This window comes from Microbacterium alkaliflavum (assembly GCF_044325405.1).
Lineage (GTDB): Bacteria > Actinomycetota > Actinomycetes > Actinomycetales > Microbacteriaceae > Microbacterium > Microbacterium alkaliflavum.
Map to the genome: position 1 here is coordinate 1,109,361 of NZ_JBIQWL010000001.1, position 22,160 is coordinate 1,131,520.

The 22,160-nt window shown below is 70.8% G+C and carries 20 protein-coding genes; 11 read left to right on the top strand and 9 right to left on the bottom strand.

Going from position 1 to position 22,160, the window contains the following annotated elements; genetic code table 11:
- Positions 1–84: 84 nt before the first annotated feature.
- Together ACH3VR_RS04755 and ACH3VR_RS04760 are read right to left on the bottom strand one after the other, a co-directional pair.
- The gene (locus tag ACH3VR_RS04755; RefSeq protein WP_396639595.1) at positions 85–1,542 is read right to left on the bottom strand and encodes a sensor histidine kinase; all 1,458 of its coding nucleotides are present in this window, start codon (positions 1,540–1,542) and stop codon (positions 85–87) included.
- 65 nt (positions 1,543–1,607) lie between these two features.
- Positions 1,608–2,342, bottom strand: a complete 735-nt coding sequence (locus tag ACH3VR_RS04760; RefSeq protein ID WP_396639596.1) for a response regulator transcription factor — start codon at positions 2,340–2,342, stop codon at positions 1,608–1,610.
- Between the two features lie 194 nt (positions 2,343–2,536).
- Between ACH3VR_RS04760 and ACH3VR_RS04765 the strand changes: the two genes are divergently transcribed.
- The 3 genes from ACH3VR_RS04765 (at position 2,537) to ACH3VR_RS04775 (ending at position 5,951) form a co-directional block, all read left to right on the top strand.
- Positions 2,537–4,006, top strand: coding sequence for an ABC transporter permease (locus tag ACH3VR_RS04765; RefSeq protein ID WP_396639597.1), 1,470 nt, complete (start codon positions 2,537–2,539; stop codon positions 4,004–4,006).
- Positions 4,007–4,058: 52 nt separating this feature from the next.
- On the top strand, positions 4,059–4,790 hold the full coding sequence (locus ACH3VR_RS04770; RefSeq protein ID WP_396639598.1) for an ABC transporter ATP-binding protein: 732 nt from the start codon (positions 4,059–4,061) through the stop codon (positions 4,788–4,790).
- Positions 4,791–4,937: 147 nt separating this feature from the next.
- The gene (locus ACH3VR_RS04775) at positions 4,938–5,951 is read left to right on the top strand and encodes a magnesium and cobalt transport protein CorA (protein ID WP_396639599.1); all 1,014 of its coding nucleotides are present in this window, start codon (positions 4,938–4,940) and stop codon (positions 5,949–5,951) included.
- Here ACH3VR_RS04775 and ACH3VR_RS04780 read toward each other — a convergent pair.
- From ACH3VR_RS04780 to ACH3VR_RS04795, 4 genes are all read right to left on the bottom strand, one after another.
- On the bottom strand, positions 5,929–7,413 hold the full coding sequence (locus ACH3VR_RS04780; RefSeq protein WP_396639600.1) for a glycoside hydrolase family 130 protein: 1,485 nt from the start codon (positions 7,411–7,413) through the stop codon (positions 5,929–5,931). The two genes, ACH3VR_RS04775 and ACH3VR_RS04780, sit on opposite strands and share 23 nt — an antisense overlap.
- Positions 7,410–8,438 carry a glycosyltransferase gene (locus tag ACH3VR_RS04785; RefSeq protein ID WP_396639601.1) on the bottom strand — a complete coding sequence of 343 codons (1,029 nt, stop codon included), beginning with the start codon at positions 8,436–8,438 and terminating at the stop codon, positions 7,410–7,412. The genes ACH3VR_RS04780 and ACH3VR_RS04785 overlap by 4 nt, the downstream gene beginning before the upstream one ends.
- Positions 8,435–9,568, bottom strand: coding sequence for a glycosyltransferase (locus tag ACH3VR_RS04790; RefSeq protein WP_396639602.1), 1,134 nt, complete (start codon positions 9,566–9,568; stop codon positions 8,435–8,437). Before ACH3VR_RS04790 ends, ACH3VR_RS04785 begins: the two co-directional genes overlap by 4 nt.
- A gap of 116 nt (positions 9,569–9,684) precedes the next feature.
- Positions 9,685–10,710: a glycosyltransferase family 4 protein gene (locus tag ACH3VR_RS04795; protein WP_396639603.1), complete on the bottom strand. Its 1,026-nt coding sequence runs from the start codon at positions 10,708–10,710 to the stop codon at positions 9,685–9,687.
- A gap of 116 nt (positions 10,711–10,826) precedes the next feature.
- Between ACH3VR_RS04795 and ACH3VR_RS04800 the strand changes: the two genes are divergently transcribed.
- Complete coding sequence (locus ACH3VR_RS04800) at positions 10,827–12,167, top strand: FAD-binding oxidoreductase (protein ID WP_396639604.1); 1,341 nt, start codon at positions 10,827–10,829, stop codon at positions 12,165–12,167.
- Positions 12,168–12,237: 70 nt separating this feature from the next.
- On the opposite strand, the gene gndA is transcribed toward ACH3VR_RS04800, so the two are convergent.
- Entirely contained in the window at positions 12,238–13,860 is a 1,623-nt protein-coding gene (gene gndA / locus ACH3VR_RS04805) for an NADP-dependent phosphogluconate dehydrogenase (protein WP_396639605.1), read from the bottom strand.
- A 117-nt stretch (positions 13,861–13,977) separates the two neighbouring features.
- Positions 13,978–14,880 carry an NAD(P)-dependent oxidoreductase gene (locus ACH3VR_RS04810; protein WP_396639606.1) on the bottom strand — a complete coding sequence of 301 codons (903 nt, stop codon included), beginning with the start codon at positions 14,878–14,880 and terminating at the stop codon, positions 13,978–13,980.
- 108 nt (positions 14,881–14,988) lie between these two features.
- Between ACH3VR_RS04810 and ACH3VR_RS04815 the strand changes: the two genes are divergently transcribed.
- The 6 genes from ACH3VR_RS04815 to ACH3VR_RS04840 all read left to right on the top strand — a co-directional run bounded on the left by ACH3VR_RS04815 (position 14,989) and on the right by ACH3VR_RS04840 (position 21,058).
- Positions 14,989–16,059 carry a D-2-hydroxyacid dehydrogenase gene (locus ACH3VR_RS04815; protein ID WP_396639607.1) on the top strand — a complete coding sequence of 357 codons (1,071 nt, stop codon included), beginning with the start codon at positions 14,989–14,991 and terminating at the stop codon, positions 16,057–16,059.
- A 35-nt stretch (positions 16,060–16,094) separates the two neighbouring features.
- Positions 16,095–16,898, top strand: coding sequence for an IclR family transcriptional regulator (locus ACH3VR_RS04820; RefSeq protein WP_396639608.1), 804 nt, complete (start codon positions 16,095–16,097; stop codon positions 16,896–16,898).
- Positions 16,899–16,986: 88 nt separating this feature from the next.
- Entirely contained in the window at positions 16,987–18,402 is a 1,416-nt protein-coding gene (locus ACH3VR_RS04825; RefSeq protein WP_396639609.1) for an MFS transporter, read from the top strand.
- A 71-nt stretch (positions 18,403–18,473) separates the two neighbouring features.
- Complete coding sequence (locus tag ACH3VR_RS04830) at positions 18,474–19,271, top strand: SDR family oxidoreductase (RefSeq protein ID WP_396639655.1); 798 nt, start codon at positions 18,474–18,476, stop codon at positions 19,269–19,271.
- Entirely contained in the window at positions 19,271–20,002 is a 732-nt protein-coding gene (locus tag ACH3VR_RS04835; RefSeq protein ID WP_396639610.1) for a fumarylacetoacetate hydrolase family protein, read from the top strand. The genes ACH3VR_RS04830 and ACH3VR_RS04835 overlap by 1 nt, the downstream gene beginning before the upstream one ends.
- 18 nt (positions 20,003–20,020) lie before the next feature.
- Positions 20,021–21,058, top strand: coding sequence for a zinc-binding dehydrogenase (locus ACH3VR_RS04840; protein WP_396639611.1), 1,038 nt, complete (start codon positions 20,021–20,023; stop codon positions 21,056–21,058).
- Positions 21,059–21,071: 13 nt separating this feature from the next.
- Here the strand turns inward: ACH3VR_RS04840 and ACH3VR_RS04845 are convergent, their stop codons facing one another.
- Complete coding sequence (locus ACH3VR_RS04845; protein WP_396639612.1) at positions 21,072–21,194, bottom strand: hypothetical protein; 123 nt, start codon at positions 21,192–21,194, stop codon at positions 21,072–21,074.
- A 255-nt stretch (positions 21,195–21,449) separates the two neighbouring features.
- Here ACH3VR_RS04845 and ACH3VR_RS04850 point away from each other — a divergent pair, with 255 nt between their 5' ends.
- Entirely contained in the window at positions 21,450–22,076 is a 627-nt protein-coding gene (locus ACH3VR_RS04850) for a 50S ribosomal protein L25/general stress protein Ctc (protein ID WP_396639613.1), read from the top strand.
- Positions 22,077–22,160 lie beyond the last annotated feature (84 nt).

A 22,160-nucleotide genomic window follows, 5' to 3' on the forward strand; every position in this document is an offset into this window, starting at 1 on the left:
TTGTGCGGGTGCCGGGATGCCGCACCCGCACATCGCCGCGGGTGCAGCCGGCGAACGCTGCCTCGACGGCGGAGGGAGAGCGGGTCAGGATGCCGTGGGGTCGGCCGGCCTCGCCGGCAGGCGCACCTCGAACGTCGTGTCGCCGGGTTCGCTTGCGACCGAGATCGTGCCGCCGTGGGCGTCGACGATCGCCTTGGCGATCGACAGGCCGAGTCCCGTGCCGCCCGTCTTGCGGGCGCGTGAGCGGTCGGCGCGCGAGAAGCGCTCGAAGAGCTCGTCCTTGACGGCGGGATCGACACCCGGTCCGTCGTCGTGCACGCGGAGCACGGCGTCGTGGCCCTCGCGCGACACGGTCACCGTCACCGTCGTGCCCTCGGGCGTGTGGGTGCGGGCGTTCGCGAGGAGGTTCGCGGCGACCTGATGCAGGCGCCCCGAGTCTCCCGCGATGACGACGGGCTCCTCGCCGACCTCGAGCACCCAGTCGTGCTCAGGGCCGGCCGGCCGCGCGTCCGCGACGGACTCGATCGCGAGCCGCGTGAGGTCGACGCTGCCGTACACGAGCTCCTGCCCCTCGTCGAGGCGGGCGAGCAGCAGCAGATCCTCGACGAGCGTCGTCATGCGCAGCGACTGCGCCTGGATGCGCTCGAGCGACTGACCCGTCGTCTCCACCGTCATGCGTGCCGATCCGCCGTTCGTCTCCGCCTGACGGATCGCGCGCAGCGACAGCTCGCTGTATCCGCGGATCGAGGCGAGGGGAGTGCGCAGCTCGTGGCTCGCGTCGGCGACGAAGCGCCGCATCCGCTCCTCGTTGCGCTGGCGCGCATCGAGCGAGGAGTCGATGTGGTCGAGAAGCGTGTTGAGGGCGTGGCCGACGCGGCCGATCTCGGTGCGCTCGTCGGCCTCGTCGGCCGCCACGCGCTCGTTGATCGAGACGGCGCCCTCCGACATCGGGAGTGCCGCGACGCGGGTGGCGGTGTCGGCGACGGCCCGCAGCGGACGCAGTCCGCGGCGCACGATGAGGATGATCGCGAGCGCGATCAGAAGAAGCCCCGCGGCCGTCACGATGAGCACGGCCGTGATGATCTGAGTGACGGTGTTGCGCACTTCGCTGAGCGGCAGGCCGATCAGGACTCCCGCGCCCTGGACCTGGCCGGCCACGACGCGGTACTCCCCGAGTCCATGGATGTCGATCGAGTCGACTCCCGTGCGTGTGAGGTCGTTGAGCACGTCGCCGATCTGGTCGTCGGTGAGTTCCGTCACCGTGCCGTCGGACTCGACGACGGCGCCCGACGCCGCGCCGTTGAACGGACGCACGATGAACAGCGCCCCCTGCTGGCGCACCTGGCTGAGGGTGTCGGCAGCGGTGACATCGGCGCCGCTGCCCAGCGGGCCCTGCATCCGCTGATAAGTCTGGACCGTAAGGTTGGCGGTCTGCTGCAGCTTCGCGTCGAGGTTCTCCTGCAGGATCTGCCCGAGGGCCGCGCTGATCGCCACGGCGATGCCGACGAGGATCAGCGCCACGATGCCCGTGATCGTGACCATGAGCCGCGTCTGCAGGCTCCAGGGCCGGCGGCGACGCGTCGGACGAGCGATCGGGGCTGAAACTGTCACTGCGGGGCTTTGATCATGTAGCCGACGCCGCGCACCGTGTGGATGAGCGGCTCGCGGCCCTGGTCGATCTTCTTGCGCAGGTACGAGATGTACAGCTCGACGACGCTCGAGCGTCCGCCGAAATCGTAGTTCCACACGCGGTCGAGGATCTGGGCCTTCGAGACGACGCGGCGCTGGTTGCGCATCAGGTAGCGCAGCAGCTCGAACTCCGTCGCGGTGAGCTCGATCTCCTCGCCGGAGCGCTCGACCTCGTGGCTGTCCTCGTTGAGCGACAGGTCGCCCACGCGCAGGATCGGCTCGGCGTCGCTCGCGAGCGCGGTGCCGGCGCGCCGCATGAGGCCGCGGAGGCGCGCGACGACCTCTTCGAGGCTGAAGGGCTTCGTGACGTAATCGTCGCCGCCGGCGGTGAGGCCCGCGACGCGGTCGCTCACGGCGTCCTTCGCGGTCAGGAACAGCACCGGCACATCGTTGCCCGACTGGCGCAGCCGCTGCAGTACGGCCATGCCGTCGAGGTCCGGCATCATGATGTCGAGCACCATGGCGTCGGGGTCGAAGTCGCGCGCGGCCTGCAGCGCCTGGAAGCCGGAGGCGGCCGTCCGCACGTCCCACCCCTCCATGCGCAGCGCCATGGAGAGCAGGTCGGTGAGCATCTGCTCGTCGTCGACCACGAGCACTCGGAGTGCCGAGCCGTCGGGACGGTGCAGTGCGGGAACGGGAGCTGTCACGGTCATGCCACTATCCTGAGCCGCCTACCTTTGCGGATCCTATGGGGAATCCTATGCGTCGTCTGTGAAAGAGGAAGAGGGTCCGGGATGCCGCATCCCGCCGTTCATAACCCGCTCATAGTCTGCGCTGAACCGTCCCATCGGCGCCCTTCCTACCGTCTTCGCTGACGGCCGGCCTTCCGCCTGCCGAGAGGAGACCCATGTATTGGACGTATCTGCGGCGGGAGCTGGCCGGCCGCAAGAAGCAGACGATCATCGTCGCGACGGGCCTCGCCATCGCGATCGCACTCGTCATCATCGTGAACGCCCTGTCGGCGGGCGTGAGCGCCGCGCAGACCCAGGCGCTGCAGTCCGTCTACGGCGTCGGGACCGACCTCACCGTGACGGGCGCCCAGGCGCAGCCGGGCGAAGGCGGAGGCCGCCGGTTCGACTTCGGTCAGGACGACGGATCGACGGCCGACGACGGCACCACCAACATCAGCCAGTCCCGCCTCATGACCGACTTCATGCGCGGCACGCTCGACTCGTCGACGATCGACACCGTCGCCGGCGTCGACGGCGTGGCGGCGGCATCCGGTGCGCTCTCGCTCACCAACACGACTTTCGACGGCCAGCTCCCGCAGCGCCCGTCCGACAGCGGCAGCACCGACGGAACGCAGCAGCAACCCCCGCAGGACGGCCAGCAGGGCCAGCAGGGCGGCGGCTTCGGTGGCGGCTCGTTCGACGTGAACTCCTTCACGGTGCTCGGCGTCGACGCCTCCAACACCGAGGTCGGACCGCTCTCGGCGGTCTCGGTCGTCGACGGCCGCGCGCTTTCGACCGACGACAATGGCCAGAACGTGGCCGTGCTCGACGAGACCTACGCGACCTCCAACGACCTCGCGGTGGGCGGCACGATCGACGTGGGCGGCACCGACATGTCGATCGTCGGCATCATCGCCTCGACGGGCAGCACGGCAGACACCGCCGCGAACGTCTACATCCCGCTGGATGTCGCGCAGACCCTCTCGGGTGCCGGCGACGTCGTCTCGACGGTGTACGTGCAGGCGGAGTCGGCGAGCGACATCTCGGCCGTGCAGTCCTCTATCGAGGCCGCGCTTCCCGACGCCACCGTCAGCTCGCAGTCCGACCTCGCCTCCACCGTCTCGGGCTCACTCTCCAGCGCGACGTCGCTCATCACGAACCTCGGCACGTGGCTGTCGATCCTCGTGCTCGCCGTCGCCGTCGTGCTCGCCGTGCTCTTCACGATCTCCGGCGTCTCGCGCCGCACGCGTGAGTTCGGAACGCTCAAGGCCATCGGCTGGTCGAACGGCCGCGTCGTCGGCCAGGTCGCGGGGGAGTCCGTGGTGCAGGGGCTCATCGGCGGCGCGATCGGCCTCGTCATCGGCCTCGCAGGCATCCTCGCGATCAACATCATCCAGCCCACGATCTCGTCGGCGCCGACGGCGCAGACGGGCGGACCCGGCGGCGGTCCCAGCGGCGGTGGCGGCGGCTTCATGCAGGCGCTGTCGCAGACCACCTCCGACATCGTCCTCACGGCACCCGTGACGGTGTGGGTCGTCGTCGCAGCCGTCGGCCTCGCCATCGCGGGCGGACTCATCGCCGGCGCCTTCGGCGGCTGGCGCGCAGCGCGCTTGAGCCCGGCCGAAGCGCTGCGGTCGGTCGGTTGAGGCATCCATGCACACCATTCCGGATCAGGCACCCACGACAGGAGACGAAGCCATGACGATCACCGACAGCTCGCCCGCCGAACTCACACCCCACGCCCCTCCCGGGCCGGCCTACCGGCTCACCGGCGTGACCCGCACGTATCAGCAGAAGGGACGCGTCGTGAAGGCCCTCACGGGGGTCGACCTCGAGATCGCCGCGGGCGACTTCGTCACGATCCAGGGCCCGACGGGCGGCGGCAAGTCCACGCTGCTGCAGCTGCTCGGCGCGCTCGACCGCCCGTCGTCGGGATCCGTGCTCCTCGGCGAGATGGACGTCGCCAGGGCGTCGAACGCGCAGCTCGGCCGGCTGCGCGCCGAGGAGATCGGGTTCGTCTTCCAGGGCTTCAACCTCATCCCGACCCTGACGGCGCACGAGAACGTCGACATGGCGCTCGAGCCGCTCGGCCTGTCCAAGACCGAGCGCAAGGAGCGCGTGACGGAGGCGCTCGCGCACGTCGGCCTCGCGGATCGCGGCGACCATCGTCCCGGCGAGCTGTCCGGCGGACAGCAGCAGCGCGTCGCGATCGCCCGCGCGATCGTCAAGCGCCCACGGGTGCTCCTCGCCGACGAGCCCACGGGCAACCTCGACGAGAGCATGCGCGACGAGATCCTCCTGGTGCTCGAGTCGCTGAACGCCGAGGGGCTCACGCTCATCGTCGTGACGCACGACTCGGCGGTCGCGCGCCGCGCGCGGCGCCGGCTGCGCCTCGAGAAGGGCTCGGTCCGCGACATCACGCGCGGGTGAAAGACTCCCCGTCCGCGCGCGCCTGTCCCCTTGGTCGTCCGCGCGGACGGGGTCTCCCGTCGGCCGCAGCTCCGCGAGAGGTACGCAGTTTGCGTGCCGTCCGTGGAGTCTCACGACCGTTCGCGGGCGGAGACTTAGGGTTGCTGCATGGCGCTCATCGAGTCGTGGGTCTACGTCGACGGGGCGCGCGTCGCCGACGAGAAGGACCCGGAGGCTGCCGTGCGCGAGGCCCGCTCCCGCGGCGGTCTCGCCTGGATCTCGCTCAGCCGCACCGACGCCGACGATCTCGAACGTCTCGGCCAGGTCCTCGGCCTGCATCCGCTCGCCATCCGCGACAGCCTCAAGGGGCATCAGCGCAGCAAGCTCGAGCGCTACGGCGACATGACCTTCGTCGTGCTGCAGCCCGCGCACTACTACGACGACCGCGAGACGGTCGAGTGCTCCGAGATCGATCTGTTCATCGGCCCCGACTACGTGCTGTCCGTCGACAGCGACGACCGCGTCGACGACTCGGTCGTGCGCGACAAGCTCGCCGAGCACCCCCAGGTGCTCGCGGGCGGGCCGTTCGGCGTCCTGTGGGGCATGGTCGAGCACGTGCTCTTCGGCTACGGCCCGGTGCTCGCGGGCGTGGAGAACGACATCGACGAGATCGAGGAACAGCTCTTCTCGCACGGCGCGGGCGTGTCCCGGCGGATCTTCAAGCTCCAGCGCGAGGTGATCGACCTCCAGCACGCGACGGCGCCGCTTCCCGCGATGATCGAGCGTGTGCGCGACATCATGGCGAAATCGGATCAGGATGCCGCGGCCCCCGCCTTCCGCGAGCTCGAGGACACGGCACGGCACGTGACCGACAGGGTCGACGCCTTCCGGCACACTCTCGAGTCGGCGCTCGGTGTGCACGCGACCCTCGTGGAGCAGGCCAACAACGACGCGATGCGCCGCATGACCGAGCACAGCATCACGCAGAACGACCAGGTCAAGAAGGTGTCGTCGTGGGCGGCGATCCTGTTCGCGCCGACCCTCGTCGGGACGATCTACGGCATGAACTTCCACTACATGCCCGAGCTGTCGTGGCCGCTGGGCTATCCCATGGCGCTCGGGCTCATGATCGCGACGAGCGTCACGCTGTACTTCATCTTCAAGCGCCGCGGCTGGCTGTAGGCGGTTCGGGGTCGAGCGCCGACAGCAGATCGCCGAGCGGGGTCGAGTAGACCCGGACGCGCGAGTCGCCGACGCCGACCGGGATCCACAGCGTGTCGCGGTGGACGATGCCCCCGCACGAGTACACGACGCGCGGCACGTAGCCCTCGACGAGCGCGCCCGTCGGCCTGAGCAGCGGATCCCTCGTGCGGGCGATGATCCTCGACGGGTCGTCGAGGTCGAGGAGCAGGGCGCCGAGCGAGTAGGTCCGCAGCGGCCCCACGCCATGCGTGAGCACGAGCCACCCCGCCGCGGTCTCGATCGGCGATCCGCAATTGCCCAGCTGGATCAGCTCCCAGGTCTCGCGGGGCTCGCAGAGCAGACCCTCGTCGTTCCAGACGAGACCGTCGTCGGACGACGCGAGCGAGATGCTCTGGCCGCCCAGGCGAGTGAGGGCGAACTGGCGCCCGCTCACCGGACGCGGGAACAGCGCCATGCCCTTGTTGTGCGCACCCGTGCCGCTGAGCCGGTGGAACGCGAAGTCGACGAGGTCGGGGGAGGTGATGAGCCGCGGAGCGATGTGCCGGCCGTCGTACGCCGTGTACGTGGCCCGATAGCCGAGGTCGCCGTCCTCGTCGGTGAAGCGCACGAAGCGGGCGTCCTCGACTCCGTGGTCCTCCCTGGGGGTCACCGGCATGAGGGTGCGGGCGCTCAGCGGCGAATCCGGGGCGAACGCGGCATCGTATGCACCCATGCTCAGCTCGCGGAGCAGGTGCAGCGTGGGGGCCGTGCTCGGACGCATGGAGACTGCGTGCGGAAGGCCGCCGATCGCCGCTTCGAGGTCGGCTCGCCGGAACCGGTCGGGCAGCGTCGCGATGACGGTGCTCGCGAGATCGCCGAGCGCTCCTTCGTCGGCGAGCATTCGCCGGAAATGTGCACGCGACCACTCACCGTCCTCGATGCGCGCTCGTTGCAGCGGCCGCGCGCGCTCGCCGAACGTCCAGGACCCATCTGAGCCGACGACGGCCTCGGCGAAGCCGATCGAGGAGATGTGGCCTTCGCCGATGCAGCGCAGTGAGACCGCGATGCGCAGCTCATCGGGTCCGAGCCCCTCCTGGGATGGGTGGGGCACCGCGCTGGGGTTGCACAGCGCCGCACCCTCGACCGCGAAGTCCGCCGTGAAGATCGAGCCGATCACCACCTTCTGTTCCCGCGTGAGACCATCAGCGCCGGTCGAGCGATCGGCGACAGCCTCGGCATGCGAGATGAGGATGGCCTCGGCATCCTGGTGTTGCGATGCGAACTCGCCGACGGCTCGCTCCGCCGTCGCGGCGAGCTGGTCCGGCGTCAATGCGAGTACGCGCGCCACCATTCGATCCACGCGCGTCTCGGACGACGCGGGGTCCTCCTCAGGGAGGAACAGGCGCGTCACGACACGCCCGGGATCATGCTCGAGGAGCGCCTCGTGCGCCGTGAGGCTCATGTCCCCACGGTACTCAGCACGCCCAGCCGCCGAGCCTGCTGGTAGGTGCTCAGCATCGCGAGCGTCGATTCGGCTCCGCGATTCTCGTTGCGCCCGTGGGGCGTGAGTCCGTCGTAGCCCGCGCCGGTCTCGGGGTCGAAGAGCGGTGTTCTCCCGTCGTTGCCGCCCGTGAACCACGCCCAGGCCATCACGATCGCGTCGCGCCATCGCTCATCGCCCGTGAGGCGGAAGGCTCGAGCGCACGCGTCCGCGATCGCGGCGACCTCGATCGGCTGCTGATCGAACTGCGGGCCGTGGTCGTGTGGTCCGCGTCCCTGCGTGCCGGTGACCGAAAGGTGCCCGTCGCTCGTCTCGATCTTCAGCAGGAACGACAGCATCTCGAGCCCGCGCTCGATGATCTTCGCGTCGTGCAAAGCCGCGCCGGCGGCCAGGACGGCCTCGGGAAGCACGGCGTTCGCGTAGTGCAGTCGCGGCTCGGGCCAGGGCCACTCCGAGTCGGGCTGCACGCGGATCATCTCGGCGGCGTCTCGCAGCACGTCGCGTGCAGCGCGATCTCGAGGCAGGATCCGGACCACATCGGCAGCACCCAGCGCGCAGAAGGCCATCGGTCGCAGATGCCGGGGTCGTCGGCCCACGACGCGATGGAACGCCTCCAGTGCTCCGGCGGTGTCGCTGCTGAGGGGCAGGCTCGCGAACGCGACCCCGAGCGACCAGGCCGCGCGGCCCCACCAGTCGCCGACGCCGGCTCGACCGGTGAAGCGCCCGTCCGTCGTCCGGCGGTTGTGCACGCGCCCGTCGGGAGCCACTGCCTCGACCACGAACGCGAGGCATCGCCGCGCGATCACGAAGAGATCCGGGGCGAGTGCGCGCTCGCGTGCGAGCACGATGAGGGCTCGGGCGACGTCGTCGACGCAATAGCCCAGGTCACGTCGCGGCTCGTCGAACCGGGCATGCTCGAACACTCCGACGTCGTCGCTGAGCGCTCGCAGGTGGTCGAAGACGGGCGCCCGATCCCACGCCGTCATGCCGCCCGCTCTGCCCTGATGGAGGCGGCGAGCGACCGGTACTCGTCGGCGACGACCGGCCAGGTGGCCGGCGACGTCCGCCGCGCGGCAGCCTCACGTGCCCGTCTCGAGGTGGGGTCCGCCTCGAGAATGCTTCGCAACGCCCCGGCCATCGATTCCGGGTCGCCGTGCGCCGCGATGATCCCGGCTCCGCCGCTGAGGAGTTCGATCGCATGGGGGAATTGCGTCGCCACGACCGGCAGCCCGGCGGCGACGGCCTCGGCGAGCACGCCCGAGGTCGCCTGCTCGCTGGACTCGTAGGGCAGCAGGACGATGTCCGCGGTCTCGACGAGGCGCCCGAGCTCCTCAGTGGCGAGGTAGCGATCGTCGAGGCGGATGAAGCCGCCCGCCCCGAGGTCGCGGATGACCGACTCGAGGTGGCGGCGATACTCCTCGCCCTCGACGGCGCGCACTTTGGGATGAGTCTGACCCGCGATGACGTACTCGACGTCGAGATCGCGCAGGCGATCGACGGCGCGGATGCCCCACTCGAGACCCTTTCCGCGCGAGATGAGTCCCCATGTCAGGATGCGAGGTCGCGCGGAGCGCTCGGACGAGACATCCGGGTCGCGCAGCGAGGCGACACCGTGCGGAATGACGACCACCTTCGCCGGGTCCACCTGATTGGCCGCGAGCAGCGTGTCGCGTGCAAGGAGCGTCATCACGACCACGGATGCCGCGTGCTCGCACACCGCCTCCAGGACGGCGCGCTGGTGCGCCGAGGGTGAGGGGAGCACCGTGTGCAGCACCACGATGGCGGGCGAGCGGAGCTGCCGCAGAACGGACACGACCTCGTCGCCGTCGGGGCCGCCGTAGATGCCGTACTCGTGCTGCACGATCGCCACGTCGCACGAGTCGAGGACCGCGACGGCCCTGCGCATGCTGGCAGGGTCGCCGGCGACCAGTTCGGCGTCGGGGTGTCGCCGCGGCATCCTGCTCTCCGCCGCGCGTTCGCTCGGAGAGTCCAGCGCGCGCACGATCGACACCTGGTCGCCGCGCGATGCGGTCAGCGCGGTCTGCAGCGCCAGCGAGAACGTCGCGAGGCCGCAGCGGGTGGGCGGATACGTCGAGAGGATCCCGAATCGGGTCATCTGGGCCTTCTTCCTGGCGCGAGGGGTTCTGATTTCGCGCGAGGGAGCGGCGTGGGCGAGGCGCCTGGGGAGCGCTCCGCGCTCCCCAGGGCATTACAGCATCCGGGAATACCCGCTCAGTAACCCTTGACAAACGACGAATCCCGAAGCACCGTCTCGTACACGCGGAGGTAGTCGTCCACCATCCGCTCGACGCCGAAGCGCTCACGGGCGCGAGAGCACACTCTTCGCCGATCCAGTCGCGCGGCGAGCGGAATCGCAGCCACGGCTTCGTCGCGTCCGCGGACGGCGAACCCCGTGACGCCGTCGTCGATCACCTCGGGCATCGACCCGCGGCGGTAGGCGATGACGGGGGTGCCGCACGCCATCGCCTCGACGACAGACAGGCCGAACGGCTCGTCGAAGTCGATCGGATGCAGAAGCGCGGCGGCGCTCCCGAGCACCTCCGCCCGTTCGCGCGGACCCACCGATCCTCGATACACGACGCGATCTCCGTCGATGTGCGGCTCGACGTGCGTCGCGAAGTAGGCCTCATCCTGGACGATCCCGCAGATGACGAGCCGCCGTCCCGCCTGCGCGGCGATCGCGATCGCTTCGGCCGTGCCTTTGTCGGGGTGGATGCGGCCGAAGACGACGAGGTCGACGCCCGGCGTCGGCACCTCCTCGAACTCGCCGAAGTCGATGCCGTGGTGCACGGTCGCGATGTACGGCAGGTCGGGCGAGCGGTCGGATTCCGAGATGGAGACGAACGCGGATCGCGCCTTCATATAGGCGGGCAGGATGCCTCCACCGGAGAATCCGTGGATCGTCGTGATCATGGGGGCCCGCCACGATTCCGAGAAGGCGAGGGGAAGCCAGTCGAGCTGGTTGTGGACGAGGTCGAACTCGCCGGAGCGCGCGAGGACATGGCCGACGTGCAGGGCCTCCCAGACGCGGCCGTCCAGTGCGCTGTCCTCCGCGTATCCGTGGGGTGCGACAGCATCGAGTTGCGCCGCCGTGATCGAGTCGGCCGTGGCGAAGAGTGTGACATCCACGCCGCGCCGCACGAGGCCCTCCGTCAGGAGACTCGTGACGCGCTCCCACGGACCGTAATGCCTCGGCGGCGTCCGCCAGGCGATCGGCCCGAGCATCGCGATCCGCACGCCGATCCCACCGCCTTCCCGTCCCGGTCTCCCGACGGTAGTCCGTGGTGGCGTGGTGCACAGGCGCTTGACATCACCCCATGCCGATGTCGGGGACTCGCGGTAGCGTCCCCGGTATGGATATCGCACCTCTGCGCACTTCCGTCTCCGGAGCGGTCCTCGCCGCCGAGGACCAGGGCTGGGACTCCGCCCGCGCGTCGCATGCCGGCACCGGCAGTCCCGACGTCATCGTCCGCGTCTCGAACCTCGACGATGTCAGCGAGGCCGTCCGATTCGCGGCCGCCGCGCGCCGCGTCGCCGTCGTCCGGGGCGGCGGTCACAGCGCCTGGTGCACGCTCGACGACGGCGTGCTCATCGATCTCTCGGCGCTCGACGCCGTCGAAGTCGTCGGCGATCGCGACGGGGGAGCACTCGTGCGCATCGGCGGCGGCGCCCGCTGGGGCGACGTCGCCCAGGTGCTGAGCGAGCACGGCCTGGGCATCAGCTCGGGCGACACGGCATCGGTCGGCGTCGGCGGCCTGACGCTCGGCGGCGGCATCGGCTGGATGGTGCGGGCGTGGGGCCTCGCGGCCGACCAGCTCGTCGGGGCACAGCTCGTGACCGCACAGGGAGAGGTCGTCGAGGTGACCGAGGCCTCGCATCCCGAGCTGCTGTGGGCGCTGCGCGGCGGCGGGGGCAACTTCGGCGTCGTGACCCGGTTCGACTTCCGGGCGCACGACCTGAGCTCGATCGTGTGGGCCGAGCTCGGCATCTCGGGCGATACGCGACCGATTCTGCGCGCCGTCCGCGATCTGCTCGCGACGGCGCCGCGCGAGCTCACCCTCACCTTCATGGACGTGCCGGCGATGGACCCGAGCGCCCCCGCGGGCGCCTCGATCGCCGCGTGCTGGATCGGCGACGACGTCGACGCGCTCCGCGCCGTGCTCGCGCCGCTCCTCGCCCTCGACGGCGTCGAGGAGCGCGACATCGCGGTGCGCGACTACCCCGACATCCTGCTCGAGCACCCCGAACCCGAGCCCGGGCAGCAGATCCCTGGCTTCATCGGCGGCAACACGCTCGCCCGCGTTCTCGACGACGAGCTGGTCGACGAGCTCGTCGCCTTCCGCGAGTCGACGCCGGCCTCGGTGCTGTTCCTCCGCTCGCTCGGCGGCGCGTACGGCGATGTCCCGCAGGACGCGACGCCGTTCCCCGCACGCGATGCGACGTGGTTCCTCATGGCCGGCGGGTTCGACATCCCCGGGGTGGTCGACGACGCCGAGCGTGCCCGGCTCGAGGGTGCGTGGGCGTCGCTCGAGGCGCAGGGCGGCGGCGTGTACGGCAACTTCTCGACGTCGACAGATCCGGCCTTCGCGAGCCGCATGTACCCCGCCGACACGATGGCGCGCCTCGCCGCGGTCAAGGCGACGTGGGATCCGCGCAACCTCTTCGCGCGCAACCACAACGTCGTGCCCGCCTGATCATCCAGGAACGGCGAAGGGCCGAGCCTCAGCGGCTCGGCCCTTCGCGTCGGTGCCCGACGGCTCGGCGTCAGTGCGTGTCTTCCGCCTCGATCTCGGTGCGATCGCCGGACCACAGCGTGTGGAAGGTGCCTTCCTTGTCGATGCGCTTGTAGGTGTGGGCGCCGAAGAAGTCGCGCTGGCCCTGCACGAGCGCGGCGGGGAGGCGCTCGGCGCGGAGGCCGTCGTAGTACGACAGCGACGACGAGAACGCGGGGGCCGGGATGCCGGCGCCTGCGGCGGCCGACACGATGCGGCGCCACGCGCCCTGCGCACGGCCGAGGGCCTCGACGAAGTACGGTGCGGTGAGCAGCACAGGCAGCTCGGGTTCGGCGGCGTACGCGTCGGCGATGCGGTTGAGGAACTGGGCGCGGATGATGCAGCCGGCGCGCCAGATCTTCGAGACGGCACCGAGGTCGATGGTCCAGTCGTACTCCGCGGCGCCGGCGCGGATCTCGTCGAAGCCCTGCGAGTAGGCGACGATCTTCGACGCGTAGAGGGCGAGGCGCACGTCCTCGATGAACGCGTCGGCGTCGTCGACGGTGAGGCCCTCCTCGGTCCCTGAGCTTGTCGAAGGGCCGGGCAGGTCGCGCGAGACCTCGCGCTGCTCGGGGTGGCTGGAGAGCGAGCGGGCGAAGGTGGCCTCGGCGATTCCGGAGACCGGCACACCGAGCGACAGCGCGGTCTGCACGGTCCACGCGCCGGTGCCCTTGGCGCCGGCCTGGTCCAGGATGACGTCGACGAGCGGCCGGCCGGTGGCGGCGTCGACCTGGCGGAGCACCTCGGCGGTGATCTCGATGAGGTACGACTCGAGCTCGCCGGTGTTCCACTCGGCGAAGACCTCGGCGATCTCGGCGGGGGTCTTGCCCGTGCCGCGGCGGATGAGGTCGTACGCCTCGGCGATGAGCTGCATGTCGGCGTACTCGATGCCGTTGTGCACCATCTTCACGAAGTGGCCGGCGCCGTCGTGGCCGACGTGCGTGACGCACGGCTCGCCCTCGGCGACCGCGGCGATCGACTTCAGGATCGGGCCGAGGGTCACCCACGACTCGTCCGAGCCGCCGGGCATGATCGACGGGCCGTTGAGCGCGCCCTCCTCGCCGCCGGAGATGCCGGCGCCGACGAAGTTGATGCCGGTCTCGCGGACGGCCTTCTCGCGGCGGATGGTGTCGGTGAACAGGGCATTGCCGCCGTCGACGATGATGTCGCCGGGCTCGAACACCTCGACGAGCGAGTCGATGACGGCGTCGGTGGGGCGGCCGGCCTTGACCATGATGATCGCGGCGCGCGGCTTCTGCAGCGACGCGGCGAACTCCTCGTAAGAGAACGCGGGGACGAACTCGGCCTCGGGGTGGGCTGCGGTCAGCTCGTCGGTCTTGGACCGGCTGCGGTTGTACACCGCGACGGTGTTGCCCTCGCGGCTGGCGAGGTTGCGGGCGAGGTTCGAGCCCATCACCGCGAGCCCGACGACGCCGATGTTGGCGGTCGCGGCGGCCGTGGCATCCGGACCCTCGGGGGTCGGAACGGAACGCTCGACGTCCTCCCGAGCCGGAGCTCCCTCGTGGGCGGTGGCCGCCACACCGGGGGCCTGGTCCTGGTCGGTCGAGATCTTCGTCTGGACGTCGGGCTCGGTATTCGAAGGTGTCTCAGACACACGTGCTCCTTGAATAGATCGCGCAGGGGTTGACATCAAGCCTAGAGTTTGCCGCACCCGTGTTACGCCGTCTGGGCGTGATGCTCACCGTCGAGCGCCTCGGATTGTGAGGCGGGGTCATGCGCCGCGCTCCGCGACGAACCGCTTCGTGACAGCGATGTCGCGGTCGCCGAGGCCCGCCGCGATGAGCTCTTCGAACGCGGCTCGCACCGCGGGAAGCACGACCGCCTGCGTGCCGGTCTCGTCGGCGACGTCGGTCGCGAACGCGAGGTCCTTGCGCATGTAGCGCGCCGCGCCGCTCGGCGAATCGTCCCCCGTCACGAGCCTGGCCTTGCGGCTGGCGAGCAGGTTCGAGCCCGCGTATCCGCTCCCGAGCAGATCCCAGAGGGCCTGCGGATCGATGCCCGATCGCTCGGCGAGCACGGTGGCCTCGCCGAGCGCGAGGATGGTCGCGGCGACGACGAGCTGGTTGCAGGCCTTCGCCACCTCGCCCGCGCCGAGCGGTCCGAGCGGCACGGGTCGCCCGCAGGGGGAGAGCAGTCGGGCGGCGCTCGCCGTGTCGGCGGATACGCCGCCCAGCATGATCGAGAGCGTCCCGGACGCGGCGCCGTCGGTGCCGCCCGAGACCGGGCAGTCGACGACGCGGACACGGCCGCCCGTCTCGTCGCGGAGGCGGGCGGCAAGCGCTCGCACCCCCGTCGGCGACGACGTCGACCCGATCATGACGAGCAGCTCGCGGTCGCCGGCGAGGAGTCCGTCGGCACCGTCGAGCAGCGCCTCGAGCTCGGGCAGGTCGGGGAGCATGACGAGAACGGCGTCCACCTGCCGGGCCAGCTCGGCGGGTGTCGCGGCCCAGGTCGCTCCCGCGGCCACGAGTTCCGCGTGGTGCCGCCGGGCGTGGATGACGAGGCGACCCCGGTGGGCGAGGAGGCGCCGTGCCATGGGCTCGCCCATCGCCCCGAGCCCGATGACGCCCACGACGTCCCGGCTTGTGTCGACTTCTCCCTCGAAGGTGCTCATGAGAGGAGCCTAGCGCAGAGTCCATCCAATGGAACAGTGTTCAACAGGTTGAACTCACGCTAGACTCGAATCAGACTCCGCACCGCTGACCCCGAGGAAGGGATCCGGATGATCGACTCAGTGAAGACCGCCGTCGCAACGCTCCGCGTCGTGGCCGCCGTGCCCCTGCGCGAAGAGCTCTGCGCTCTCATCGAGGAACTCGAGCCGCGAGTCGAGGTCGTGCGCGACCACACTCTCATGCGGCCCATGCGCGGCGCCGCCGACTGGTCGGGCGACCCGGCCTTCGTTCGCACTCCGCAGCAGCAGGCCGCCTTCGACGAGCTGATCGATTCCGCCGACGCCCTGTTCGGCATCCCGGATGTCGACCCGGCGGCGCTGGCGCGCACCGTCGCGGCGAACCCGCGTCTGCGCTGGGTCATGACGACCGCGGCCGGCGGCGGCAGCCAGGTCAAGGCGGCCGGCCTCGACCGTGAGGCGCTCGACCGCATCGTCTTCACCACGAGCGCCGGCGTGCACGGCGGGCCGCTCGCCGAGTTCGCCGTCTTCGGCGTGCTCGCCGGCGCCAAGGGCCTGCCCCGGCTGCTGCAGGATCAGGGGAGCCGGGCGTGGCCGGACCGCTGGGAGATGCGCCAGCTCGACGAGCTGACGGTGCTCGTCGTGGGCCTCGGCGGGATCGGCGCCGAGTGCGCGCGCCGCTTCAGCGCGCTCGGCGCGCGTGTCTGGGGGACGAGCCGCTCGGGAGCTCCGGTCGACGGGGTCGATCGGCTCATCCCGCTCGACGAGCTCGAATCGGCCGTCGCCGAGGCGGACGCGATCGTCGTGACGCTGCCCGGAACCGAGCAGACCCACCACCTGATCGGCGAGCGGGTGCTCTCGGCAGTCAAGCCGGGCGCGATCCTCGCGAGCGTCGGGCGCGGGACCGTCATCGACGAAGCGGCGCTGCTTCACGCGCTCGACGACGGACGCATCTCGTTCGCGGCCCTCGACGTCTTCGAAGTCGAGCCGCTTCCCCGCGACTCGCGACTGTGGTCGCACCCGCGGGTGCTCGTGAGCCCTCACACGGCTGCGCTGAGCAGCAAGGAGGAGGAGCGCATCGCGCGGCGGTTCGCCGACAGCGCGACACGGCTCCTCGATGGTCGCGCCCTGTCCAGCGTGGTGGATACGGTCGAGTTCTACTGAGGGACGCCCGGACGTCCCCGAGCGAAGGGACGCCGATGACCGACGACCAGGACGACCGCCTCGGCCGCGACCCCGCGCCTGCCGTCACGCGCAGCATCCGTCTGCTCGATCTGCTCGCGCAGGCCAACGGGCCGATGACGCTGACCGAGCTCGCCACGGGCCTCGGCCTGGCCAAGTCGTCGACGGCGAACCTCTGCCTCGCTCTGGAGGCGTCGGACATGATCGAGCGGGTCGCGCTCGGCTTCCGACTCGGACGGCGCACCGCCGTCCTCGGCGGCGCGTTCGCCGTGCAGTTCCAGCAGGTGCGCGAGTTCTACGCCGTCTGCGACGCCTCTCCCGTGCTCCGCCATGAGCTCGTGCAGGTCGCCATGCTCGACGGCACGGATGCGCTCTATCTCGCCCGCCACGAGGGCGGCGCGCGAGTGCGGCTCGGCACTCCTCTCGGGTCGCGGCTTCCCGCGGCGCTCTCGGCGACGGGCCGGGCGCTGCTCATGGGCTTCGACGACGACGCCGTGACGGAGCTCCTCGAAAGCCAGGCGCCCTTCCCGCAGCTCACCGACCGGTCGCCCACCGATCTGGCGGCGCTCCTGGAGCGGCTCGCCCGCGCACGCGAGCGCGGCTGGGCGCTGGATGCCGAGGAGTCGTACCCGGGCATCGTCGGCGTCGCCGTGCCGCTCGATCCGTGGGCTCCCGGCGATCCGCAGCTCGCGCTCGGCGTCGGCATGCCGGCCGCCGAGGCTGACGACGCACACGTCGAACGGGTCGCGGGCGCTCTCGCGGATGCCGTCGAGGCCCTCACGAATCCGTTCAGTGCGGCGGGGAGAAAAGCTTCTCGCTGAGATTTGCTGTTCAACATATTGAACTCTGTCCATCAGGGTGGTATCGTGAGGACATCGCCACCTCGGCGAGCCGATCGAAGGAGATGGCATGAGCACCTCGAAGCCCGACCTGGCGCCACCGCCGACGGAAGACCCTGAATACGCCGCCAACCTGCGCCGCGCCACGCTCGCCTCGAGCGTGGGGAGCGCCCTGGAGTACTTCGACTTCGCCCTCTACGGGCTGTCGACCGCGCTGATCTTCAACGTTCTGTTCTTCCCGCAGGACGACCCCGCGATGGCGACGGTGGCGGCGTTCGCCACCTATGGCGTCGGCTTCCTCGCGCGGCCGTTCGGTGGCCTGTTCTTCGGAACGCTCGGCGACCGGCTCGGACGCAAGTGGGTGCTCGTCATCACGATCCTGCTGATGGGCGGGGCCTCGACCGCGATCGGCCTGCTGCCGACCTACGAGGCCATCGGCATCCTGGCGCCGATCATCCTCGTCTTCCTGCGCCTCCTGCAGGGCTTCGGGGCGGGTGCCGAGCAGGCGGGTGCGACGGTCCTCATGGCCGAGTACGCGCCGGTGCGCCGCCGCGGCTTCTTCTCCGCGCTGCCGTTCATCGGCATCCAGGCCGGCACGCTCCTCGCGGCCGTCGTCTTCAGCCTCATCTCGCTGCTGCCCGAAGACCAGCTGCTGGCGTGGGGATGGCGCATCCCGTTCCTCGCGTCGTTCCTGCTGATCCTCGTGGCGCTGTTCATCCGCATGCGTCTCAAGGAGACGCCGACCTTCGTCGAGCTCGAGAAGCACGAGCAGATCGCGGAGCACCCGATCCGCGAGATCTTCACCCGCGGTCTGCCGGGCGTCATCGTCGGCATCGGCCTGCGGATGGCCGAGAACGGCGGGTCGTACATGTTCAACACGCTCGCGCTGACGTTCTTCGTCTCGATGGTCGGCGCGGACGCGGATCGCAGCCTCCTGACGTGGGGCGTCACGCTGGGCTCGCTCATCGGGATCTTCTCGGTGCCGCTGACCGGCGCCCTGTCCGACCGCTTCGGCCGCCGCACGGTGTACCGCTTCGGTGCCGTGTTCCTGCTCTGCTACTCGTTCCCCGCATGGTGGCTGCTGTCGCTGGGCAACTACTACCTCGCAATCGCGGTCGTCGCCGTCGGCATCGGCGTCGGGGTCAACTCGATGCTCGGACCGCAGTGCGCCATGCTCCCCGAGCTCTTCGGCAACCGGCACCGTTACCTCGGCGTCGCGATGGCTCGTGAGCTGTCGGCCGTCCTCGCCGGTGGCCTCGCCGGCGTGCTCGGCGCGTACCTGATCGCCGTCAGCAACGGCAACTGGCTGCTGCTCGCGATCTACATGGCGACGCTCGCCACCGTGACGGCTGCCTCGACGTTCCTCGTCCCCGAGACGCTCCGCCGCGACCTCACCCGCATCGACGACGCCGTGAAGGTGTCGCGCGACGAGGTCGGCGACGACGTGAGCGCCACGACCGTGACGATCCGGACCGTCCAGTGGTGACCGCCGTGACCAACGCCCGCGTCATGGCTACGACCGACGCCGGCGTGGCCATCGGGACCGGTGACCGCGTCATGGCCACGACCGACGCCGCGGTCGCCACCGGGACCGCCGCCTTCGACCTCACGGGTCGCACGGCCCTCGTCACCGGCTCGAGTCAGGGCATCGGACGCACGCTCGCGCAGGGTCTCGCCGAGGCGGGAGCCACGGTCATCGTCCACGGACGGGATGCCGCGAAGGCGGCCGCCACGGCCGACGGGATCGCGACCGGCGTCGGCCGCGATGTGCGCAGCGCCGTGTTCGACGTCACGGATCCGTCGGCGGTGGATGCCGGCATCCAGGCCCTCGAAGACGAGCACGGCGCGCTCGACATCCTCGTGAACAACGCGGGGATCCAGCGCCGCGCGCCCATCACGGAGTTCCGCGACGAGGACTGGACGGACCTCGTGAGCACCAACCTCTCGAGCGTCTTCTACGTCTCCCGCCGAGTGGCGCGCGGCATGGTCGCGCGGGGGTCGGGCAAGCTCATCCAGATCGGCAGTGTCCAGTCGCAGCTCGCCCGCCCCGGCATCGCCCCGTACTCCGCCACGAAGGGTGCGATCGCGATGCTCACGAAGGGCCTGTGCGCCGACCTCGCCCCGCACGGCATCCAGGCCAACGCGATCGCACCCGGCTACTTCGACACCGAGCTCACGCAGGCGCTGGTCGCCGACGAGCGGTTCTCCGAATGGGTGCGCGGGCGCACGCCCGCCGGGCGCTGGGGACGCACGCGCGACCTCGTGGGCGCCCTCGTCTTCCTCGCGAGCCCCGCGAGCGACTTCGTCAACGGCCAGACGCTCTACGTCGACGGCGGCATGACGGCGGTCGTCTGATGCGCATCGGACGCGCCCTCGTCGACGGCGGCGAGCGGCACGTGCGCGAGACCGCCGACGGCTGGGTCGTCATCGCCGACCCGTACGCCGCGCTCGCCGCGTCGCGCGAGCCCGCCGACATCGGGCCCGGCGGCGACGGACCGCTCCTCGCACCGAGCACACCGGGGCTCGTCGTGGGCATCGCGCAGAACGGGCCGTCGCATCCCTCGCCCGTGCAGGCCTGGCTCAAGAGCCCGCGCGGAGTCGTCGCGAGCGGGTGCACCGTCGAGCTGCGGAGGGATGCCGGCACCACGGTCGCCGAGGGCGAGATCGCCGTCGTGATCGGGCGCGACACGACGGGCCTCACCGCCGAGAACGCGCACGAGTACGTGCTCGGGCTCACGGCGGTGAACGACCTCTCCAGTCCCGACCGGTCGGCCCTCGACCCGCGCAACTTCGAGTCGAAGTCCGGTGCCGGCTACACGCCGCTCGGGCCGTGGATCGACACCCGCGCCGACCTCGACACCATCGCCCTGACGCTTCGCGTGGACGGAGAGACCGTCGCCAAGACGGATGCCGGAGCCCTGCCGTCATCGATCAGGGAATGCCTCGCGTATGTCGCCAGGTGGTCACCGCTGGGCCCGGGCGACATCGTGATGACCGGCGCGCCGTTCACGGCGGTTCCGATCGAGCCCGGAGCGGTGGTCGAAGTGCAGGTCGGCGATGTCGTGCTCGTCACCCCGACGGTCTGACGCCGGATGGAGAACACCGTGTCGAATCCGGGAGTCATCGCCTACGACGCCGGCGATGTCCGCGTCATCGACCTCCCCGAGCCTCAGCCCGCTGCCGACGAGGCGGTCGTCGAGATCGCATTCGGGGGAGTGTGCGGGTCCGACCTGCACTACTGGCGCCACGGTGCGGCCGGCCAGTCGGTGCTGCGCGAGCCCATGCTCCTCGGGCACGAGGTGTCGGGCACCGTCGTCGCAGCGGCCTCGGACGGCTCCGGTCCGGGCGCGGGCACGCGCGTCACTGTGCATCCGCTCACACCGCGCGGCGACGGCGCGACCCCGTGGCCGGCCGACCGCCCGAACCTCGCACCCGCCTCCACATACCTCGGGTCCGCCATGCACCTGCCGCACACGCAGGGCGGCTTCGCGCGTCGCGTCGCGCTGCCCTCCCGCATGCTGCACACCGTGCCGGACGCCCTGCCGCTCGCGCGGGCGGTGCTCGCCGAGCCCGCCGCGGTCGCGTGGCACGGGCTCGGGCGCGCAGGCGAGGTGCCAGGCAAGCGCGTCGCCGTGATCGGCTCGGGGCCGATCGGACTGCTCGTGGTCGCCGTCGCCCTGCACCATGGCGCGACGGAGATCGTCGCAACCGATCTCGAGCCGGCGCCGCGGCGCATCGCCGAGTCGCTCGGCGCACGCACGCTCGACGCACGGGACCACGAGGCGATCGCCGCGCTGCATGCCGACATCGTCGTGGAGTCGAGCGGAACCGTGCCGGGGCTCGCGGCTGCGATCGCCGCGTGCCGGCGTGGCGGGACCGTCGTCATGCTCGGCCTGCAGCGTCATGGCGCGGTCGAGGCACCGCTCGCCACCGCGATCACGCGTGAGCTGAACCTGGTGGGCTCGTTCCGGTTCGGCGACGAGTTCGACGAGGTCATCGCCGCGCTCGCCGACGGTTCTCTCGCCGTGGACGGCATCGTCACCCACGTCCTGCCCGCGTCGCGCGCGCTCGAGGCCCTCGAGATCGCGGGCGATCCGTCGGTGTCGTCGAAGGTGCTCCTCGCGTTCGACCCCGCCGTCTGACGGCGGTGCGCGCTCAGTCCTTGCGGTAGGCCTGACGGCCCATCGTCCAGAAGGCGCCCACGACGCCGATGGCGCCGACAAGGGCCATGAGCCCGATGACCCAGAGCACGACGTGCGAAGCGGAGCCGTAGTCCATGGAAACCTCCGAAGTCTGGGGGAGCGGGCGCTCCTCATCGTAGCGGGGCCGCGGGCCCTGGTAGACTCGTCGATTGAACTTCGGCGAGGGATGCCTCGCACCGGCCCTGCGGTCGGCTGCGGCATCCGTGATCGACGCGGTGATCAAGGCTCACGGCTTTCCTCACGCGCTCGCGTTCGAGTCGAATCCAGACCCCAATACGCCAGGCTCCACGCCTGACCAGAACGGGCCCGTGCGCCCGCAAGGAGAACCATCATGTCGACCGAGACCGACACCAAGGTCCACGCCGAGGTCCGCGAGAACTTCGGCAAGGGCTTCGCCCGCCGCCTCCGCGCCGCCGGCAAGATCCCCGCCGTCATCTACGGCCACGGCACCGACCCCGTGCACGTCGCGCTCCCCGGCCACCAGGTCGCGCTCCTGATCCGCCGTGCGAACGCGGTGCTCGAGCTCGACGTCAACGGCAAGCAGCAGCTGACGCTCGTCAAGGACGTCCAGAAGGACCCGGTGCACCAGATCATCGAGCACATCGACCTCCTCGTCGTGAAGGCCGGCGAGAAGATCCAGGTCGACGTGCCGATCGTCGTCGTGGGCGAGCCCGCCGGTGACGCCATCGCCGCCCTCGACACCACGAGTGTCTCGCTCGAGGTCGAGGCCACGCACATCCCCGAGCACGTCGAGCTCGACGTCGAGGGCCTCGAGGACGGCACGCACGTCACGGCCGCCGACCTCAAGCTCCCGCGCGGTGCCGCGCTCGTCTCCGAGCCCGACCTGCTGATCGTCGCCGTCGCGGTGCCGTCGGCCGCCGCCGTCGAGGAGATCGAGGCCGCTGACGAGGCCGCGGCCTCGGAGCAGGCCGAGGAGTCCGAGACCGCCTCGGAGTAATCCGGTTCCACACGGCGAGGGGGTGCGGGATGCCGCGCCCCCTCGTCGCATTCTGCGCACGCGCGATCGGGGAGGATGGAGAGC

Coding starts and splice junctions, on each gene's coding strand:
- ACH3VR_RS04810 (WP_396639606.1), bottom strand. CDS start 14,880: ATGAGCACCTTCGAGGGAGAAGTCGACACAAGCCGGGACGTCGTGGGC.
- ACH3VR_RS04775 (WP_396639599.1), top strand. CDS start 4,938: ATGGCGCTCATCGAGTCGTGGGTCTACGTCGACGGGGCGCGCGTCGCC.
- ACH3VR_RS04845 (WP_396639612.1), bottom strand. CDS start 21,194: ATGGACTACGGCTCCGCTTCGCACGTCGTGCTCTGGGTCATCGGGCTC.
- ACH3VR_RS04790 (WP_396639602.1), bottom strand. CDS start 9,568: ATGACCCGATTCGGGATCCTCTCGACGTATCCGCCCACCCGCTGCGGC.
- ACH3VR_RS04755 (WP_396639595.1), bottom strand. CDS start 1,542: ATGGTCACGATCACGGGCATCGTGGCGCTGATCCTCGTCGGCATCGCC.
- ACH3VR_RS04835 (WP_396639610.1), top strand. CDS start 19,271: ATGCGCATCGGACGCGCCCTCGTCGACGGCGGCGAGCGGCACGTGCGC.
- ACH3VR_RS04815 (WP_396639607.1), top strand. CDS start 14,989: ATGATCGACTCAGTGAAGACCGCCGTCGCAACGCTCCGCGTCGTGGCC.
- ACH3VR_RS04830 (WP_396639655.1), top strand. CDS start 18,474: ATGGCCACGACCGACGCCGCGGTCGCCACCGGGACCGCCGCCTTCGAC.
- ACH3VR_RS04800 (WP_396639604.1), top strand. CDS start 10,827: ATGGATATCGCACCTCTGCGCACTTCCGTCTCCGGAGCGGTCCTCGCC.
- ACH3VR_RS04825 (WP_396639609.1), top strand. CDS start 16,987: ATGAGCACCTCGAAGCCCGACCTGGCGCCACCGCCGACGGAAGACCCT.
- ACH3VR_RS04780 (WP_396639600.1), bottom strand. CDS start 7,413: ATGAGCCTCACGGCGCACGAGGCGCTCCTCGAGCATGATCCCGGGCGT.
- ACH3VR_RS04770 (WP_396639598.1), top strand. CDS start 4,059: ATGACGATCACCGACAGCTCGCCCGCCGAACTCACACCCCACGCCCCT.
- ACH3VR_RS04765 (WP_396639597.1), top strand. CDS start 2,537: ATGTATTGGACGTATCTGCGGCGGGAGCTGGCCGGCCGCAAGAAGCAG.
- ACH3VR_RS04820 (WP_396639608.1), top strand. CDS start 16,095: ATGACCGACGACCAGGACGACCGCCTCGGCCGCGACCCCGCGCCTGCC.
- ACH3VR_RS04785 (WP_396639601.1), bottom strand. CDS start 8,438: ATGACGGCGTGGGATCGGGCGCCCGTCTTCGACCACCTGCGAGCGCTC.
- ACH3VR_RS04760 (WP_396639596.1), bottom strand. CDS start 2,342: ATGACCGTGACAGCTCCCGTTCCCGCACTGCACCGTCCCGACGGCTCG.
- ACH3VR_RS04850 (WP_396639613.1), top strand. CDS start 21,450: ATGTCGACCGAGACCGACACCAAGGTCCACGCCGAGGTCCGCGAGAAC.